Source organism: Megamonas funiformis (genome assembly GCF_010669225.1).
GTDB lineage: Bacteria > Bacillota > Negativicutes > Selenomonadales > Selenomonadaceae > Megamonas > Megamonas funiformis.
Genome location: NZ_CP048627.1, coordinates 282,216 through 297,406 on the forward strand (window position 1 = coordinate 282,216; position 15,191 = coordinate 297,406).

At 32.2% G+C, this 15,191-nt stretch carries 18 protein-coding genes and 2 tRNA genes; 18 read left to right on the forward strand and 2 right to left on the reverse strand.

Translation table 11 applies throughout. The annotated features are described in order from the left end of the window. The first annotated feature begins 190 nt into the window (after positions 1–190). Together GXM21_RS01285 and GXM21_RS01290 are read left to right on the forward strand one after the other, a co-directional pair. Positions 191–267 (forward strand) — tRNA-Pro (locus GXM21_RS01285). Positions 268–366: 99 nt separating this feature from the next. Continuing rightward, positions 367–1,545, forward strand: a complete 1,179-nt coding sequence (locus GXM21_RS01290) for an MFS transporter (RefSeq protein WP_008539061.1) — start codon at positions 367–369, stop codon at positions 1,543–1,545. Between the two features lie 72 nt (positions 1,546–1,617). Here the strand turns inward: GXM21_RS01290 and GXM21_RS01295 are convergent, their stop codons facing one another. Beyond that, entirely contained in the window at positions 1,618–2,583 is a 966-nt protein-coding gene (locus GXM21_RS01295) for a type I phosphomannose isomerase catalytic subunit (protein WP_008539059.1), read from the reverse strand. A 274-nt stretch (positions 2,584–2,857) separates the two neighbouring features. Here GXM21_RS01295 and GXM21_RS01300 point away from each other — a divergent pair, with 274 nt between their 5' ends. The 11 genes from GXM21_RS01300 (at position 2,858) to GXM21_RS01350 (ending at position 11,274) form a co-directional block, all read left to right on the forward strand. After that, positions 2,858–3,754 (forward strand): cation diffusion facilitator family transporter, encoded by an 897-nt coding sequence (locus GXM21_RS01300; protein ID WP_008539057.1) that lies wholly within the window; start codon positions 2,858–2,860, stop codon positions 3,752–3,754. 15 nt (positions 3,755–3,769) lie between these two features. After that, positions 3,770–3,964 (forward strand): DUF951 domain-containing protein, encoded by a 195-nt coding sequence (locus GXM21_RS01305; RefSeq protein WP_008539055.1) that lies wholly within the window; start codon positions 3,770–3,772, stop codon positions 3,962–3,964. A 72-nt stretch (positions 3,965–4,036) separates the two neighbouring features. Next, positions 4,037–4,124, forward strand: a tRNA-Ser gene (locus tag GXM21_RS01310). Positions 4,125–4,203: 79 nt separating this feature from the next. Then, the gene (locus GXM21_RS01315) at positions 4,204–4,494 is read left to right on the forward strand and encodes a hypothetical protein (RefSeq protein WP_008539053.1); all 291 of its coding nucleotides are present in this window, start codon (positions 4,204–4,206) and stop codon (positions 4,492–4,494) included. A 36-nt stretch (positions 4,495–4,530) separates the two neighbouring features. Next, entirely contained in the window at positions 4,531–5,754 is a 1,224-nt protein-coding gene (locus tag GXM21_RS01320) for a molybdopterin molybdotransferase MoeA (protein ID WP_008539051.1), read from the forward strand. Between the two features lie 33 nt (positions 5,755–5,787). Then, entirely contained in the window at positions 5,788–6,750 is a 963-nt protein-coding gene (gene moaA / locus GXM21_RS01325; protein ID WP_008539049.1) for a GTP 3',8-cyclase MoaA, read from the forward strand. 62 nt (positions 6,751–6,812) lie between these two features. Further along, the gene (locus GXM21_RS01330) at positions 6,813–8,123 is read left to right on the forward strand and encodes a nucleobase:cation symporter-2 family protein (protein ID WP_008539047.1); all 1,311 of its coding nucleotides are present in this window, start codon (positions 6,813–6,815) and stop codon (positions 8,121–8,123) included. Between the two features lie 151 nt (positions 8,124–8,274). Further along, complete coding sequence (gene selD / locus GXM21_RS01335; RefSeq protein WP_008539044.1) at positions 8,275–9,288, forward strand: selenide, water dikinase SelD; 1,014 nt, start codon at positions 8,275–8,277, stop codon at positions 9,286–9,288. 20 nt (positions 9,289–9,308) lie between these two features. Next, the gene (gene yedF, locus GXM21_RS01340) at positions 9,309–9,920 is read left to right on the forward strand and encodes a sulfurtransferase-like selenium metabolism protein YedF (protein WP_008539041.1); all 612 of its coding nucleotides are present in this window, start codon (positions 9,309–9,311) and stop codon (positions 9,918–9,920) included. Next, a complete protein-coding gene (locus GXM21_RS01345) occupies positions 9,917–11,044 on the forward strand; it encodes an aminotransferase class V-fold PLP-dependent enzyme (protein ID WP_008539039.1) in 1,128 nt (375 codons plus the stop codon). The genes yedF and GXM21_RS01345 overlap by 4 nt, the downstream gene beginning before the upstream one ends. Continuing rightward, entirely contained in the window at positions 11,032–11,274 is a 243-nt protein-coding gene (locus GXM21_RS01350; RefSeq protein ID WP_008539038.1) for a putative Se/S carrier protein, read from the forward strand. The genes GXM21_RS01345 and GXM21_RS01350 overlap by 13 nt, the downstream gene beginning before the upstream one ends. Here the strand turns inward: GXM21_RS01350 and GXM21_RS01355 are convergent. Continuing rightward, on the reverse strand, positions 11,271–11,879 hold the full coding sequence (locus GXM21_RS01355; protein ID WP_008539037.1) for a nucleotidyltransferase family protein: 609 nt from the start codon (positions 11,877–11,879) through the stop codon (positions 11,271–11,273). The two genes, GXM21_RS01350 and GXM21_RS01355, sit on opposite strands and share 4 nt — an antisense overlap. Positions 11,880–11,907: 28 nt before the next feature. Between GXM21_RS01355 and yqeC the strand changes: the two genes are divergently transcribed. From yqeC to moaC, 5 genes are read left to right on the forward strand one after another with little or no spacing between them, the layout of a single operon-like run. Continuing rightward, entirely contained in the window at positions 11,908–12,630 is a 723-nt protein-coding gene (gene yqeC / locus GXM21_RS01360; RefSeq protein ID WP_008539036.1) for a selenium cofactor biosynthesis protein YqeC, read from the forward strand. Between the two features lie 33 nt (positions 12,631–12,663). Next, positions 12,664–13,473 (forward strand): selenium-dependent molybdenum cofactor biosynthesis protein YqeB, encoded by an 810-nt coding sequence (gene yqeB / locus GXM21_RS01365; RefSeq protein ID WP_008539035.1) that lies wholly within the window; start codon positions 12,664–12,666, stop codon positions 13,471–13,473. Further along, positions 13,470–14,459 (forward strand): XdhC family protein, encoded by a 990-nt coding sequence (locus GXM21_RS01370; RefSeq protein ID WP_008539034.1) that lies wholly within the window; start codon positions 13,470–13,472, stop codon positions 14,457–14,459. The genes yqeB and GXM21_RS01370 overlap by 4 nt, the downstream gene beginning before the upstream one ends. A gap of 26 nt (positions 14,460–14,485) precedes the next feature. After that, positions 14,486–14,680, forward strand: coding sequence for a twin-arginine translocase TatA/TatE family subunit (tatA, locus tag GXM21_RS01375; RefSeq protein WP_008539032.1), 195 nt, complete (start codon positions 14,486–14,488; stop codon positions 14,678–14,680). A gap of 21 nt (positions 14,681–14,701) precedes the next feature. Beyond that, positions 14,702–15,181: a cyclic pyranopterin monophosphate synthase MoaC gene (gene moaC, locus GXM21_RS01380; protein ID WP_008539031.1), complete on the forward strand. Its 480-nt coding sequence runs from the start codon at positions 14,702–14,704 to the stop codon at positions 15,179–15,181. Positions 15,182–15,191: the final 10 nt, after the last annotated feature.

A 15,191-nucleotide genomic window follows, 5' to 3' on the forward strand; every position in this document is an offset into this window, starting at 1 on the left:
AGATATAGAAAAAATGCAAAAACTTTTGTATGATTATAGTTAAGCATGAAAAAAAGCCTTAATTTATAAGGTTTTTTCAGCTATAAAAACTTTTTTTAAATTTTTTATAAAAATTTTAAAAAAAAGGTGTTGACATTTCCTCGTAAAGGTCATATAATAATACATGTTCTCACGGGGAACAAGTGAGAAACGGGGCATGGCTCAGTTTGGTAGAGCACCTGGCTTGGGACCAGGGGGTCGCAGGTTCGAATCCTGCTGCTCCGACCATTAGAAATTATAGGAAGCGAAAGCTTCCTTTTTTGTTTATTAGCGAAGGCATAAGCTTTCGCTTTTTTTATAAATAAATTTAATTTCGAGGTATACATAATGTCAACTGAAGTAGTAGTTAAGAAATCTTATTTGCAAGTTATTTTATTAGCGATGGGTCATTTTTTTAATGATTTTTATTGTAATTTTTTACCTATCTTATTGCCGATTTTAATACCTAAATTGGGCTTATCACTTACCTTAAGTGGTGCGTTAGTTATGGTTATGTCTTTATCTGCAAATGTGTTACAGCCTGTTTTTGGTTATTTTATGGATAAATATAATTTTAATAAGATTATGCCATTGATTATTCCTTTTGGAGCTGTATTTATCTGCCTTACTAATTGGGCAAGTAATTTTATTATATTAGCTGTTTTGATTGGACTTAGTGGATTGGCTGTTTCTACGTTTCATCCTATGGGTGCTGGTCTAGTCAGCAAAGTGGCACCTGATGGAAAAATATCAACATGTATCTCAATATTTGTAGCTGGTGGCAGTTTTGGTTTTGCCTTGGCTCCTATTTTATTAGTTTATTTTATGCAGATGTATAGTTTAGATTATTTACCTATATTGATTATACCTGCGATTATTTTAGGTGTATTGATGTATAGTTCAGGATTATCCAAAGCGCGTTTTGTCAATGAACAAGTAGCTAAGAATATGCATTTTAATTTAGCTCAAATTTTGCAAAATAAACCGTTAATGTTGCTTAATATATCCATGGGACTTAGAGCATGGTTATTTACAGCTCTAGTTACATTTTTACCTTTATGGGCAATAGAAAAAGGCTGTGATAATACTTTAAGTGGTTGGATTTTAACAATATATTTATGTGGTTCTGTAATCGGTGGTTTAATCGGTGGAGCGTTAAATGATAAAATCGGCTATAAAAAAGTAATTTTATGGGCATTAATATTTACATTAATCCCTACAATGTATTTCTTGTTTGCACAACAAATAGATATATTGATGTATATTGCTTTATTTGTTGGTGGTGGCTTGGTCATGGCAGCAAATCCAGGAGCTATAGTTTGGGGTCAGGATTTATTGCCAGATAATCCAGGTATGGCTTCCGGTATGATGCTCGGTTTATCTTTTGGTCTTGGTGGTTTTGGCACAATGCTTACAGGCTCACTTGCTGAAAGTTATGGACTTACTATGGCATTAGCATTGACTGCTATATTATTAGTTATAAGTATTGTATTAGTTTATTTAACTCCGGAAAAAAGAAGACAATAAATTTTATTATGTTGAAATATAAAAAAGGCAAGTAATTTAATTTACTTGCCTTTTGTTTTTATTATATTGTAATCATAATGTAGTTAAGATAAATTCACCTGTGCCGTTTAAGATATATTCACCCATATCAGCAGGAATAAATACACTTTCGCCTTTGGTGATAGTGAAGCTATCATTTCCGTAAGTCAATGCTATTTGTCCATCTAAAACTAAGATAGAATGGAAACTATCCTTTTTAGCATTTAATGAGCAATTGCCATGTAAATCAAAATGACTTACATTGAATAATTCACATTGTGCGAGAATTGTTAAATCATAATCTGCAAAAGCTGTGAGTTTGGCAATAGGTTCAGGTTTTCTAGTTGGTGGTTCAAGTTTAGTTACAGCGAGAGCTTTTTCGATATGAAGTTCACGAAGTTTACCATCTTTGCCTACACGACCATAATCGTATACACGATAAGTAGAATTGGAACTTTGTTGAATTTCTGCAATCAATGCTCCTGCACCAATAGCATGGAGTGTACCTGCTTCGATGAAAAATACATCACCTTTTTTTATTGGCACTTGGTTGCAAACTTCAAGAAGAGTATTATCTTTGATGCGACGTTCAAATTCTTGGTGAGAAATTTCATGAGTAAATCCATAGATTAAAGTAGCATCTGGAGTTGCATCCATTACATACCACATTTCAGTTTTACCAGATTCGCCTTCGTGTAAAAGTGCATATTTATCGTCTGGGTGAACTTGTACAGATAAACTTTGTTTAGCATCAATAAATTTAATTAAAATAGGGAAATCTTTATCTTTAGGAGCTTTTGTACCAATTACTTGTTTGCCCACTGTTTCAATATATTGAGCTAAAGTTTTACCAGAAAATTCGCCATTACTGATAATGCTTTGTCCATCATGATGGCAAGATAATTCCCAGCTTTCAGCTACAGGATCAATATCAGTTTGTTTATTAAATTCATCGCGTAATCTTGTACCGCCCCATAGATAATCTTTAAAAGCTGCATTTAGTTTTAATGGGTAAAGCATTATATCAAATCCTTTCAATTCGCTTAAATAAAATACTAATTTTATCTTATCATTAATTTAATTTTTGTCTAGTAAATTTATGTTAATTTTTATATTATTTAGAAATTCTAAACAATATGTTTTACTTTACATATATTTTTCCGTGTGTTAGGATATAAATAATATTTTTTGTCAAATCTGCACATCTAAATGAGATGTTGCAGATTTTTTGCTATGAAAAACTTTTTGAATGATAATTAATAGCATTTATATTTTTAGGGGATGGGTGATTTTTATGACAGATGCAAATACTTTAAAACGTAATACAGCATGGCTGTCGATTATGTCGAATACTTTATTAGTTATTTTAAAACTAGCTGTTGGTTTATATGTAGGCGCAGTAAGTTTAGTCTCAGAAGCACTTCATTCAGGTGTGGATTTGATTGCTGCTTTTATTGCTTTTTGGGCTGTGCGCAAAGCTGTAGTACCACCAGATAAAGAACATGATTATGGTCATGGTAAATTTGAAAATTTATCTTCAGCAGTAGAAGCGTTATTGATTGTAGCCACTGCTATCTTTATTATTTATGAAGCAATACACAAATTTAATACACCATTAGACCCAGAATTTTTGCAATATGGTATTTATATCATGTTTATTTCTATTGTAGTAAATATAATTGTTTCTCGTCGCTTGATTGCTGTAGCAAAAAAAACTGATTCTCAAGCATTAGAAGCCGATGGATTGCATCTTCAAGCAGATGTTTGGACTTCTGTAGGTGTTTTATTAGGTCTCGTAGGCATGAAAGTCTTTGGCTTTTTATGGTTAGACCCTGTTATTGCAATTATAGTGGCTTTGATTATATTCCGTGCTGGTTATAAAATGGTAGTAGATAGTGCAAGAGAATTGACTGATAGCAGTTTATCTCAAAAAGATGAAGCGATTATTGGAGAAATAATTTTATCACATAAAGGTTTAAAAGGTTATCATCATTTACGCACTAGAAAATCTGGTTCTGATAGACTTTTAGATGTGCATGTTACTTTTGATAAAGATATGCACTTAGAAGAAGTTCATAATATTTGTGATGATATTGAATGTAAGATAAGAAATAGATTTGGTGGATTTGATATCACTATTCACCCAGAACCAGTAGATGAAAATGGTTCAGTTATAAAAAAACTACGTTGAAGCAGTGAGGTAAAGATGGTGGAAAAAGTTCAATATAAAGTAAATGATGTAGTGCGTATGAAAAAAAAGCATCCATGTGGTAGTGATACATGGACAATACTTAGAGTGGGTATGGACTTTGGTCTAAAATGTAATGGTTGTGGTCATTTTGTAATGATGCCTCGTGTAAAATTTGAAAAAATGGCTAAGGCTATAGTGACTGAAGAATAATAAATCTAGGTATTGTATTTTGATTTTGACAATGATATAATTTTTGTGGTTCTAATCATATCATGAATAAGTGGAGAGGTGTCCGAGTGGTCGAAGGTGATTGACTCGAAATCAATTGTACCGAGAGGTACCGTGGGTTCGAATCCCACCCTCTCTGCCATATGTGCATAATAGACCTGCTCATAAGAGCAGGTCTTTTTGTTTTTATCTGAAAATAAAGATTGAAGGTGGGTAAAAAGATGGTAGAATGTTCAATTTGTCATAAACATATTGATGAAAAAGTAGCTTTAGTCAATACTGATAAAGATGGCAATAAACGTGTTATTTGCCAAGAGTGTTTTAAACAAGAAGCAGGCGTAGATTATGAAACTTTTGCTTACCGTAAAGAAAATGCTAAACAAATTTCAATCGCAGTTATTATTTGTTTGGTGATGACCATTTATGCTTTTGTTGAAAAAGGACCATTGTATGGAGCTTTAGGACTTGTTTTAACTGTACTTATATATTTCTTTTCGGGAAAGATAAAATAATAAAAAATATAAGTAACATAATTATGAGGTGATATTATGGCTTATCGTGAATATGTAGAAAAGGGTTATATGCCTTCTCGAGAAATGATGAAAAAATTTCTCATAGAGCAGATTGACTTTAAACGAAATTTTGAAGTTGTGGATTTATATAATGCTGTAGATAAAGTCAGTGCTGAAGATGTGAAGGCAAAAGTCATTTTACCTAAATTGCCAGTGAGTAAAATGGACGGTATTGGTGTTTGTTTTGCAGATTTTAAAGATGGCATACCAGATACTGAGAATTGGCAAGAAGGCAAGGAATATATTTTTGCCAATACTGGCTGTGTAGTGCCAGAGCCATATGATACAGTTATTTTAATAGAAGATGTTCGTTTTATAGATGGTAAATTAAAAATTTTAGCTAAACCTGAAACAAAGGGACAATTAATCGACCCACCAGGAAGTCTTATCGGTAAAGATGAAGTTTTAGTAAATAAATATGAAAAAATCACAGCACCTCAAGTCGGTTTATTAGCATCAGGCGGTATTAAAGAAGTAAAAGTTATAGCAAGACCAAAGATTGCATTTATTCCTACTGGTGATGAATTAGTTTCATGGCAAAGTGAAGATTATCCAGTAGACAAAAATATAGAGTCAAATAGCATGATGTTATCTGCTTTTTGTAAACAATATCAAGCAGACTTAACTATATTTCCGATAATCCCTGATGATAAAGAAAAAATAAAAGAAGCTCTTACCAAAGCAAGTGAAATAGCAGATATCATTTTAATAAATGCAGGTTCTTCTAAAGGAACAAAGGATTTTACGCTTGATTTATTAGAAACAGAAGGCGAAGTTTTAGTTTATGAATTAGGTTGTAGACCAGGTAAACATTCTAGCTTCTCTAAATTTAACCAAAAACCAGTATTAGGTATTGCAGGCCCTCCAAATGGTGCAGAATTAGCTATGCGTTTTTATTTAAAAGCTATTATGCAAGCTTATTATCATCAAAAATTAAGCAGTTTGGAAACTGTAAACGTAACTGTAGATTTTGATTTTACAGCACCGAAAAATGCAGATTTTTGCTTGCAAGTTCATATTTTTAAACAAGATGATAAATATCATGCGCAAATAATTAATCCTAAAGGAGTAACAAGAGCTACTTTGTTGCAAAAATATAACGGTTTTATTTATCAATTAAAGGGTACAAGTTTAAATGTAGGCGATGAAGTAACTGCTGAATTGATAGTTGAACGCAAAGAGATAGAAAATCAAAATTAAGCTTATGTAAAATAGAAATGATGAGGATTTTGAATGCAAGATTGTTTTAAGCGTAATATAGATTACTTGCGTGTATCACTTACAAGTAATTGCAATTTACGTTGCCAGTATTGTATGCCAGAGCAAAAAATAAAGCAGACAGAAGAAATGCTTTCGCAAAAAAATTTAATACATTTAGTGGAATTAATCAGTTCAACGGGTATAAAAAAAATAAGGCTCACTGGCGGAGAGCCATTATTATATCCAAATATTGAAGATTTAATAATAAGATTTAAAGCAATACAAGGTATAGAAAAAATAGTATTGACTACAAATGGCATATTATTATCTAATAAAGTAGATGTTTTGAAAAAAGCTGGTATAAGTGGTATAAATTTAAGTTTAGATTGTATTGATAAAGATTTATTTAGAGAAATTACACGTGGCGGAGATATAGATAAAGTTCTATTAGGAATAAAATTAGCTCAAAAAGAAAATATTCCTTTAAAAATCAACAGTGTAATTATGCAGGGTATAAATGAAAAAGAAATTATACCTTTGATAGAATTTGCCAATTGTAATAAAATAGATTTGCGTTTTATCGAGTTAATGCCGATGAATGTGGCAAAGAATTTTAAAGCGGTAAAAGAAGATGATTTAAAAGCTATAATTAGCAAAAAATATGGAGCTTTAAAACAAATAGATGTATTTGAAGGTCCAGCACATTATTATCAAGTAGAAAATTTATCAATAAAAATAGGATTTATTTCTGCATTATCACATAAATTTTGTGCTAATTGCAATCGTTTACGATTGACATCAACAGGCATGTTAAAACCTTGTCTACATTATAATAGTGGTGTTAATTTAAATGATTTATTGAAAAAGAATGTAACAGATGAAGAAATTTTAGCGATAATAAAGGATACTATTTATCATAAACCTAAAAATCATCACTTAGAAAATGAAGCTTTTTCACAAAAAGAAGATAAATCTATGTCTTTAATTGGTGGATAAGTGATATAATAAATAAATATCACTATATTATATATTTTAATTGAATACAGGAGGTATTTTTAATGAACAAATCTGTACATCCAGTTGATGAAAGATTGCCATTAGGTCAAACGTTTCTCTATGGTCTTCAGCATGTATTAGCAATGTATGCTGGTGCGGTAGCGGTACCACTTATCGTGGCGAATGCTATCGGTCTTAGTACAGAGGATTTAATTTATTTGATTAATGCAGACTTATTTACTGCTGGTATTGCGACTTTAATTCAGACTTTGGGTCCATGTAAAATGGGAAGTAAATTACCAATTGTGCAAGGTGTAACATTTGCAGCTGTTTCGCCGATGATAATGATTGGTCAAGCTGATGGGTTAACAGCGATTTATGGTGCTGTTATAGCCAGCGGGTTGTTCATGTTTTTAATGTCTCCATTTTTTAGCAGATTGGTTGGCTTTTTCCCTCCAGTAGTAACTGGTAGTGTTATTACAATTATTGGTTTGTCTTTATTGCCAGTAGCAGTAAGATGGGCTGGTGGTGGTAATCCAGCTGCTGCAGATTTTGGAAGTATTCCAACTTTATTGTTATCTGCTTTTGTTTTATTGTTAGTAATTATATTCTATCGTTGGTTTTCTGGTGTATGGAGAAATATTTCCGTATTGTTAGCATTGGTAATAGGTACAGTAGTAGCTTCTTTCTGTGGTTATACAGATTTTAGCCATATCGGTAAAGCTGATTGGCTAGGTCTTGTTACTCCTCTTCATTTTGGTGTACCAACTTTTGATATTCCAGCAATTATTGTAATGATTTTAGTTATCTTAGTTGTTATGACAGAAACTACTGGTGATATTATCGCTGTAGGTGCTATCGTAGGTAGACCAGCAGACCAAAAAACAATTACAAGAGGTCTTCGTGCTGATGGTTTCTCCACTTTACTTGGTGGTATCTTAAATACTTTCCCTTATACAGCATTTGCTCAAAATATCGGTCTTATCACACTCACAAATGTAAAGAGCCGTTTTGTTGTAGCTGGTTCTGGTGTAATTTTAATGTTATTAGGTTTATTCCCTAAAATGGCAGCTTTAGTTGCATGTATTCCAGCTCCTGTACTTGGTGGTGCAGGTATCGCTATGTTTGGTATGGTAGCAGCAAATGGTATTCGTGTATTAGCGAAAGTTGAATATGAAGGCGAAGGCAATTATAATGTCTTAATCGTAGGTATCAGTCTTGCAATGGGTCTTTTATCCATGGCTATTCCTGAAATCTTCAAACATTTAACTGGCATTTGGAGCATTATCTTCCATAGTGGTATTACAATCGGAAGTTTAACAGCAATTATTTTAAATGCTATTTTAAATAGAAATAATAAATTAAAAAAATAATAAATAATAAAAGAAACTCCTTTAGTTTTTAGCTAAAGGAGTTTTTTATTGTTAGGAAATATGTGGTAAACTTTTATTAAATCATTTGATAAAAAAGTAAAAATAAAATTTTTATAAATTTAATTGATTGAATACTGGGAGGAGGATATTTATGATTTTTTGTAAAAGTGGTGGTTGTAGTGCCAAATTAGGGCCAAAGGTTTTAAGTAAAGTTTTATCTAAATTGCCTAAATTTGAAGATGAAAATTTATTAGTGGGTTTTGATTCAAGTGATGATGCTTCTGTATATAAATTAACAGATGATATTGCAATGATACAGACATTGGATTTTTTCCCACCGATGGTAAATGAACCTTATATTTTTGGGCAGATAGCAGCAACAAATGCAGTAAGTGATATTTATGCTATGGGTGGCACAGTAAAAACTGCACAGAATATAGTGTGTTTTCCTGAAAATGAAGATTTAAATATTTTAGGGCAGATAATGGCTGGTGGAGCTAGTAAAATAATGGAAGCTGGCGGAATTTTATCTGGTGGTCATTCTGTAAATGATGAAAGTATAAAATATGGTTTGGCAGTAACAGGTATTGTCAATCCTCAAAAAATATATCAAAATAATACTATAGAATTAAATGATGATTTAATTTTAACAAAGCCACTAGGTGTAGGTATTATCATGGCGGCAAATTCTGTTGGTGAAGCAAGTGATGAGGCTATGCAAAAAGCCATAAAATCCATGACTACTTTAAATAAAAAGACGGCAGAAATCATGACTGATTATGATGTTCATGCTTGCACTGATGTAACAGGCTTTGGTTTTATTTGTCATCTTTTAGAAATGGTAGCTAAAGATTATAGTGTAGATGTTTACGCAAAAAATTTACCGATTATCAAAGAAGCTTTGACTTATGCAGATAATTTTTTAATCACAAGTGCAGGTCAGAGAAATCGTAATTTTGCAGGAGAAAAAGTTTCTTTTGCAGATGAAATATCTTTTGCTATGCAAGAAGTTTTATTCGATCCACAAACTTCTGGCGGTTTATTGATAAGCGTAAATTCTAAGGATAGTAAATCTTTAGTGGAAGAAATGCAAAAAGCAGAGATAGATGCTCGCATTGTGGGTAAGGTGACAAATTTAAATAAATATAAAATAAATGTTATGTAATTTTTTTAGAGGTGATTTTTATGGAAAAAACTATAGATGCTAGAGGTCAGGCTTGTCCAAAACCGCTTGTAATGGCTAGAGATACATTAAAAACTTTGACACAAGATGATAAATTAAATGTAGTTGTCGATAATTTAGTTTCTGCACAGAATTTGGAAAAAATGGCAAGCCAGATGAATTTACCATCTCAAAAAGTACAGCAAGGTACAGATTATATAGTATCTTTGTTTGTAAAAAAATCCATGTTCATTCCTCAACAAGAAGAAATAAAATGTGAAGTGCCAACAAAGACAGATAATTCTTTTGTCGTTGTAGTCAGCAGTAATGTAATGGGTCATGGCGATGATAAATTAGGCAGTATTTTGATTAAAGGCTTTATTTATTCTTTGACATGTTTAGAAACTTTACCTAAAGCTGTTATTTTTTATAATAGTGGTGTTAAATTAGCAGTTGAAGGTTCTGAAGTATTAGAGGACTTAAAAACTTTAGCTGATGCTGGTGTAGAAATAGTAGCTTGTGGCACTTGTTTAGAATTTTATCAGTTAAAAGAAAAATTAGCTGTAGGTAAAATCGTAAATATGCTTGATATTGTAGAGCGTCAAGCAAAAGCGACGAAAGTGGTAAAACCATGATTTATTTTGACCAAGCAGCAACGAGTTATTATCGTCCAGATTGTGTAGTTACTGCTGTTATTGAAGCGTTAGCTAATGCTGGCAATTCATCAAGAAGTGCAACAGGGCCATCTATTTGGTCTTCGCGAATTGTTTATGAAGCACGTGAAAAAATTGCTACTTTATTTAATGCAAAACCAGAAAATGTGGCATTTACTTCTGGGGTGACAGAGAGTTTGAATTTAGTCATAGCATCTTTTTTTAATAAAGGGCATATCATAACTACAGCAAATGACCATAATTCTGTATTGCGCCCATTATATCTACGTGATGGCGATTTGGATTTAACCATAATTCCTGTAGATAAAGATGGAAATTTTGAATATGAATTGATGGAAAGAGCTTTTCGTCCTGATACTTTGGCTGTGATTACAACAGGAGCATCAAATGTTACTGGTAATCTCATGGATATACAGCGTATAGGAACTATAGCTCATGAACATAATGCTTTATTTATTTTAGATGCTGCTCAAGTAGCTGGTTTAATACCGATAGACATGGAAAATTTCAACATAGATATTTTATGTTTTACAGGTCATAAAGAATTATTTGCTCCGCAAGGTACAGGTGGAATAGTTTTGCGAGAAGGTCTTCACCCTGTACCTGTGAAAGTTGGTGGCAGTGGTTTTTATAGTTTTGCGAAAAATCACCCAGATATGATGCCAAATGTATTTGAAGCGGGAACAGCAAATGTTCATGGTATTGCAGGGCTTAATGCTTCTGTAGATTGGATTTTAAAAAATGGTTTAGATACAGATGCACTTTTGTTGGCAAAAGATTTTTATGAAGGTCTAAAAAATATTGAAGATGTAAAAATCTATGGTTGTTTTAAAAGAAATCGCGTACCAGTGATAAGTTTTAATATCAAAGATATAGATTCTTCGATAGTTGCAGATAGATTATGGATGGAATACAGCATTGCTGTCCGCAGTGGTATACACTGTGCGCCACTTATTCATCAGGCTTTAGGAACTGATAAACAAGGCACAGTTCGTTTTAGTTTTTCAAGATTTAATACACAAGAAGAAGTAAAACAAGCATTAATAGCAATAAAAGAAATCAGGGACGATTTATGTCAAGATTAGGAAAATCTTTAAAATTAGTGATAACATTTGATAATCCAACACATGCTTTTGCTTTTGAATCTGCTTGTAAAAAAGGAAATATCGCTGGCAGATTATTGCCTGTACCTGTGGAGCTTACAGGTGGTTGTGGCATTGGTTGGACTAGTAAAATAGAAGATAAATCTATAGTAGAAGATTTTATAAAACAAAATAATTTAGCAGTTGGCCATATTTTAGAGCTTGAGTTTTAGTCTTGAAGTTCATTTAATATGGATAATGTATCTATATCTACTAATTCTTTAGCAGAATTTACTTCGACTAAAGTTAATTCATCAAGATGTTTTTGAATGACAATGCGACCGCCTTTATCTCCATGGATAGCAAGTAATTCTGGCACGTATTTTTGAGCGAAAATCACAGGATTACCTCTTTTCCCTTTATATGATAGAGCGCAGATATTATCTTTTTTTTGCCATGTTTGATAAAGTTTATTTAGGCTTGCAAATGTCAAAAATGGTTGGTCGCAAACGATGAATAAATAGCCGTCAATATTATTATCATTTGTATTATCAGCAGAAGATAATTGTTGGCTGGCTTTTATGGCTAATTGCATAGAATGAGATTGACCCAAATGAGTATCATAGTTAGGAATAATTATTATATTTGGGTCAATTTTTTTGGTGATTTCAGGATATTTAGTAACTAAAATTGTTTGTTTGGGATTTAGCTTTTTGATTAAATTTAAAGTATATTGATACATAGGAATATTATTTATAGGATAAAGTAATTTATTCGCACCGAAACGAGAGCTATTGCCAGCAGCCAAAATAACAACGCATAGAGATTTTTTATACATAGAAAACACCTCATAGGAGAATAAATTTATGTTTTTAGAATATACAAAGAAAAAGTTGATTAATAAAAGTATAGTAGAGTATTTGCAAGTGAAAAATCAAGATATAATTTCTATATCTGGTGCAGGTGGTAAAACGTCTACAATAAAATTATTAGCTAAAAATTTAGTGCGTGAACATAAGAAAGTTTTGATTACAACAACAACAAAGATGTTTAAAACAGCAGATGCCATAACAATAAGAGATAAAAATTTATTAAAGCAAAAATTAAAACAGCAAAATTGGGTATTTACTGGTCAAGATTATGGCAAAAAGATAAGTTCATGGGACGAAGAATTTTTGCGAGAAATCATATCTTTGGCAGATATAACTTTGATTGAAGCTGATGGAGCAAAAAGATTGCCATTTAAATTCCCTAAACAAAAAGAACCAGTTTATATATCTTCATCAAATAAAGTAGTGTATATCGTAGGCATGAGTGCATTAAATCAGCCGTTAAAATCTTTATGTCGGGCAGAACTTTTAGCAAAGTTTTTACAAAAGCAAGTAAACGAAAATCTGACAAAAAATGATATAATAAAAGTGATATCAAGTGAACAAGGGGCAAGAAAAGATATAGGTAGGCGAGATTTTTTTGTTATCCTAAATCAAGTTGATACTTTACTTGCTTTAAAAGAGGCTATATTTATAGCTGAAAAATTGACAGAATGTAAAATAAAAGTGGCGATAAGTAGTTATCGTGATGAGTTTTAGAAAGTAAAAATAGAGAAGGTAAAGGTAATTTTAATGGAAAAAATATTGATAAAAGGCGCTGGCGATTTAGCTTCAGGCATTGCTTGGCGATTACAACGAGCAGGATTTCCGATTATTATGACGGAGATAGAAAAGCCTTTGACTGTGAGATTGACAGTGTCTTATTCTAATGCTGTTTATGAAAATGAAGTGAATATAGAAGGCATAAAAGGAAAGTTAGTAAATAATTATCAAGAGGCACAAGAAGTTATCGCAAAAGATAAAATTGCTGTAATTGTTGATGAAAATGCTGATATTGCGAAAGAGTATAAACCAGATATTATCATTGATGCTATAATGGCTAAGAAAAATATAAATACAAAAATTGATGATGCACCGATTGTCATTGCTGTAGGGCCTGGATTTACAGCTAAAAAAGATTGCGATTATGTTATCGAAACGAAAAGAGGTCATTTCTTAGGTAAGGTAATCGAAGAGGGCAGTGCTATAAAAAATACAGGTGTTCCAGGAAATATTGGCGGTTATACTGTAGAGCGAATTATCAGAGCTAATGGCGAGGGCGTATTTAAATCCGTGGCAAAAATTGGTGATTTTGTAAAAAAAGGCGATATTGTAGCCTATGTTGATGATAGGGAAGTAACAGCTTTAATAGATGGTATTGTCCGCGGTATGTTGCATGATGGTATTATAGTTACAGATAAGATGAAATGTGGAGACATTGACCCACGAGCAGAGCAAAGCCATTGTTTCAGTATATCTGATAAATCTAGAGCTATAGGTGGCGGTGCTTTAGAAGCTGTATTATATGGCTTGAAAAATTTGAGAAAGCAGGGCAAAAAATGATTACAATAAAAGCTTTTTGGCAAAAAGTGCAGACACAATTAAAAGTAAATAATCCTGTGATTTTAGCAATGGTCATGGAGAAAAAAGGTTCTGCTCCGCGCGGAGTAGGTGCACATATGCTTATTTTATCTGATGGCTCAACGGTGGATACAATTGGCGGTGGTCCTTTAGAATATTTGGCTATACAGGAAGCTAAACAAAATTTAAAAAATGGTAAATCCATAGTGCAGACTTTTTCTTTGAATAATGCTACTGCCGGTGAATATGGTATGGTTTGTGGCGGTCAGTTGACAGTTGCTCTATATTGTTTACAGCAAAAAGATTTAGTTCAAGTGGAAAAAGCATTGACTTTAATTAATACAAAAAATAAAATCGTTTTGAACTTAAGTTGGCAAAATGAAAACTTTGACTTTAAAGTTTATGACTTAGCGGAAAGTTTTGCTTTGAAAGAAAAGTTGACTAAAAAATCTTTATTGCAGATGGATACAACAAATCAATCTGGGCAGTATTTAGAAATCATGAAGCAAAGCCCTAGAGTTTATTTGTTCGGTGGCGGATATGTAGCTCAAGAGGTCGCAAAATTATTGCCAAATTTAGAATTTGAATATATCGTGCTTGAAGAACGCAGTGAATTTGCTAAAAAAGAATTATTTCCAGACGCTAAACGCATTGTAGTTGTAGATTATACAGATTTTAGTAAGCAAGTGGAAATAAAAAATAGTGATTATGTAATAGTTGTAACTAATGGTCATACAAAAGATACTTTGGTTTTAGAAAGTTTATTGAAAAATCCTCCAGCATATATTGGCGTGATTGGCAGTAGACATAAAAAAATTCATGTAGAAAATTATTTAGCTGAAAAAGGCTTTAGCGAAGATTTAATAAAACAAATTATCATGCCTATAGGGCTAGATATTAAAGCGGAAACACCTTCCGAAATTGCAATTAGTATTGTAGCTCAGTTAATTCAAAAAAGAGCTCAGTAAAATAATTTTAGATGGGAGAAAAATAGATGTTTGGATTAGGTATACCAGAATTAATTTTGATTTTAGTGATTGCGTTAGTGGTATTTGGCCCTAAGAAATTGCCAGAAATAAGTAAAGCTTTAGGTAAAAGCATAAAAGAATTTAGAAATTCAACATCAGATATCACAGATACAGTGAATACTGTTAAAGATGTAACTGATGTGGCTAAAAAATTAAAATAATAAATTATAAATGAGGAAAATATGGCGAATTTTACGCATTTTAATCAAGATGGTGAAGCTATCATGGTTGATGTTAGTCAAAAAGACATTACCATGCGCATAGCTATTGCCGAAGGTAGTATAAAAGTAAATCAAGAAGTTTTTCGCTCAATCAAAGAACAGACTAATAAAAAAGGTGATGTATTAGCTGTTGCTAGAATAGCTGGTATCATGGCAGCGAAAAAAACAAGTGATATGATACCGCTTTGTCATCCATTATTTATTACAAAAGTTACGATTGATTTTGAATTAGACGAAGACAATTATATGATAAAAGCTATTGCGACAACAAAAGTCAATGGTAAGACTGGCGTTGAGATGGAAGCACTCCATGCTGTATCAGTTACTTTATTGACGATTTATGATATGTGCAAGGCTATAGATAAAAGTATGGAAATATCAGATATACGTCTATTGCATAAAGAAGGCGGAAAATCTGGCGTTTATGATTATGAAAAATAATAAGGAGTAT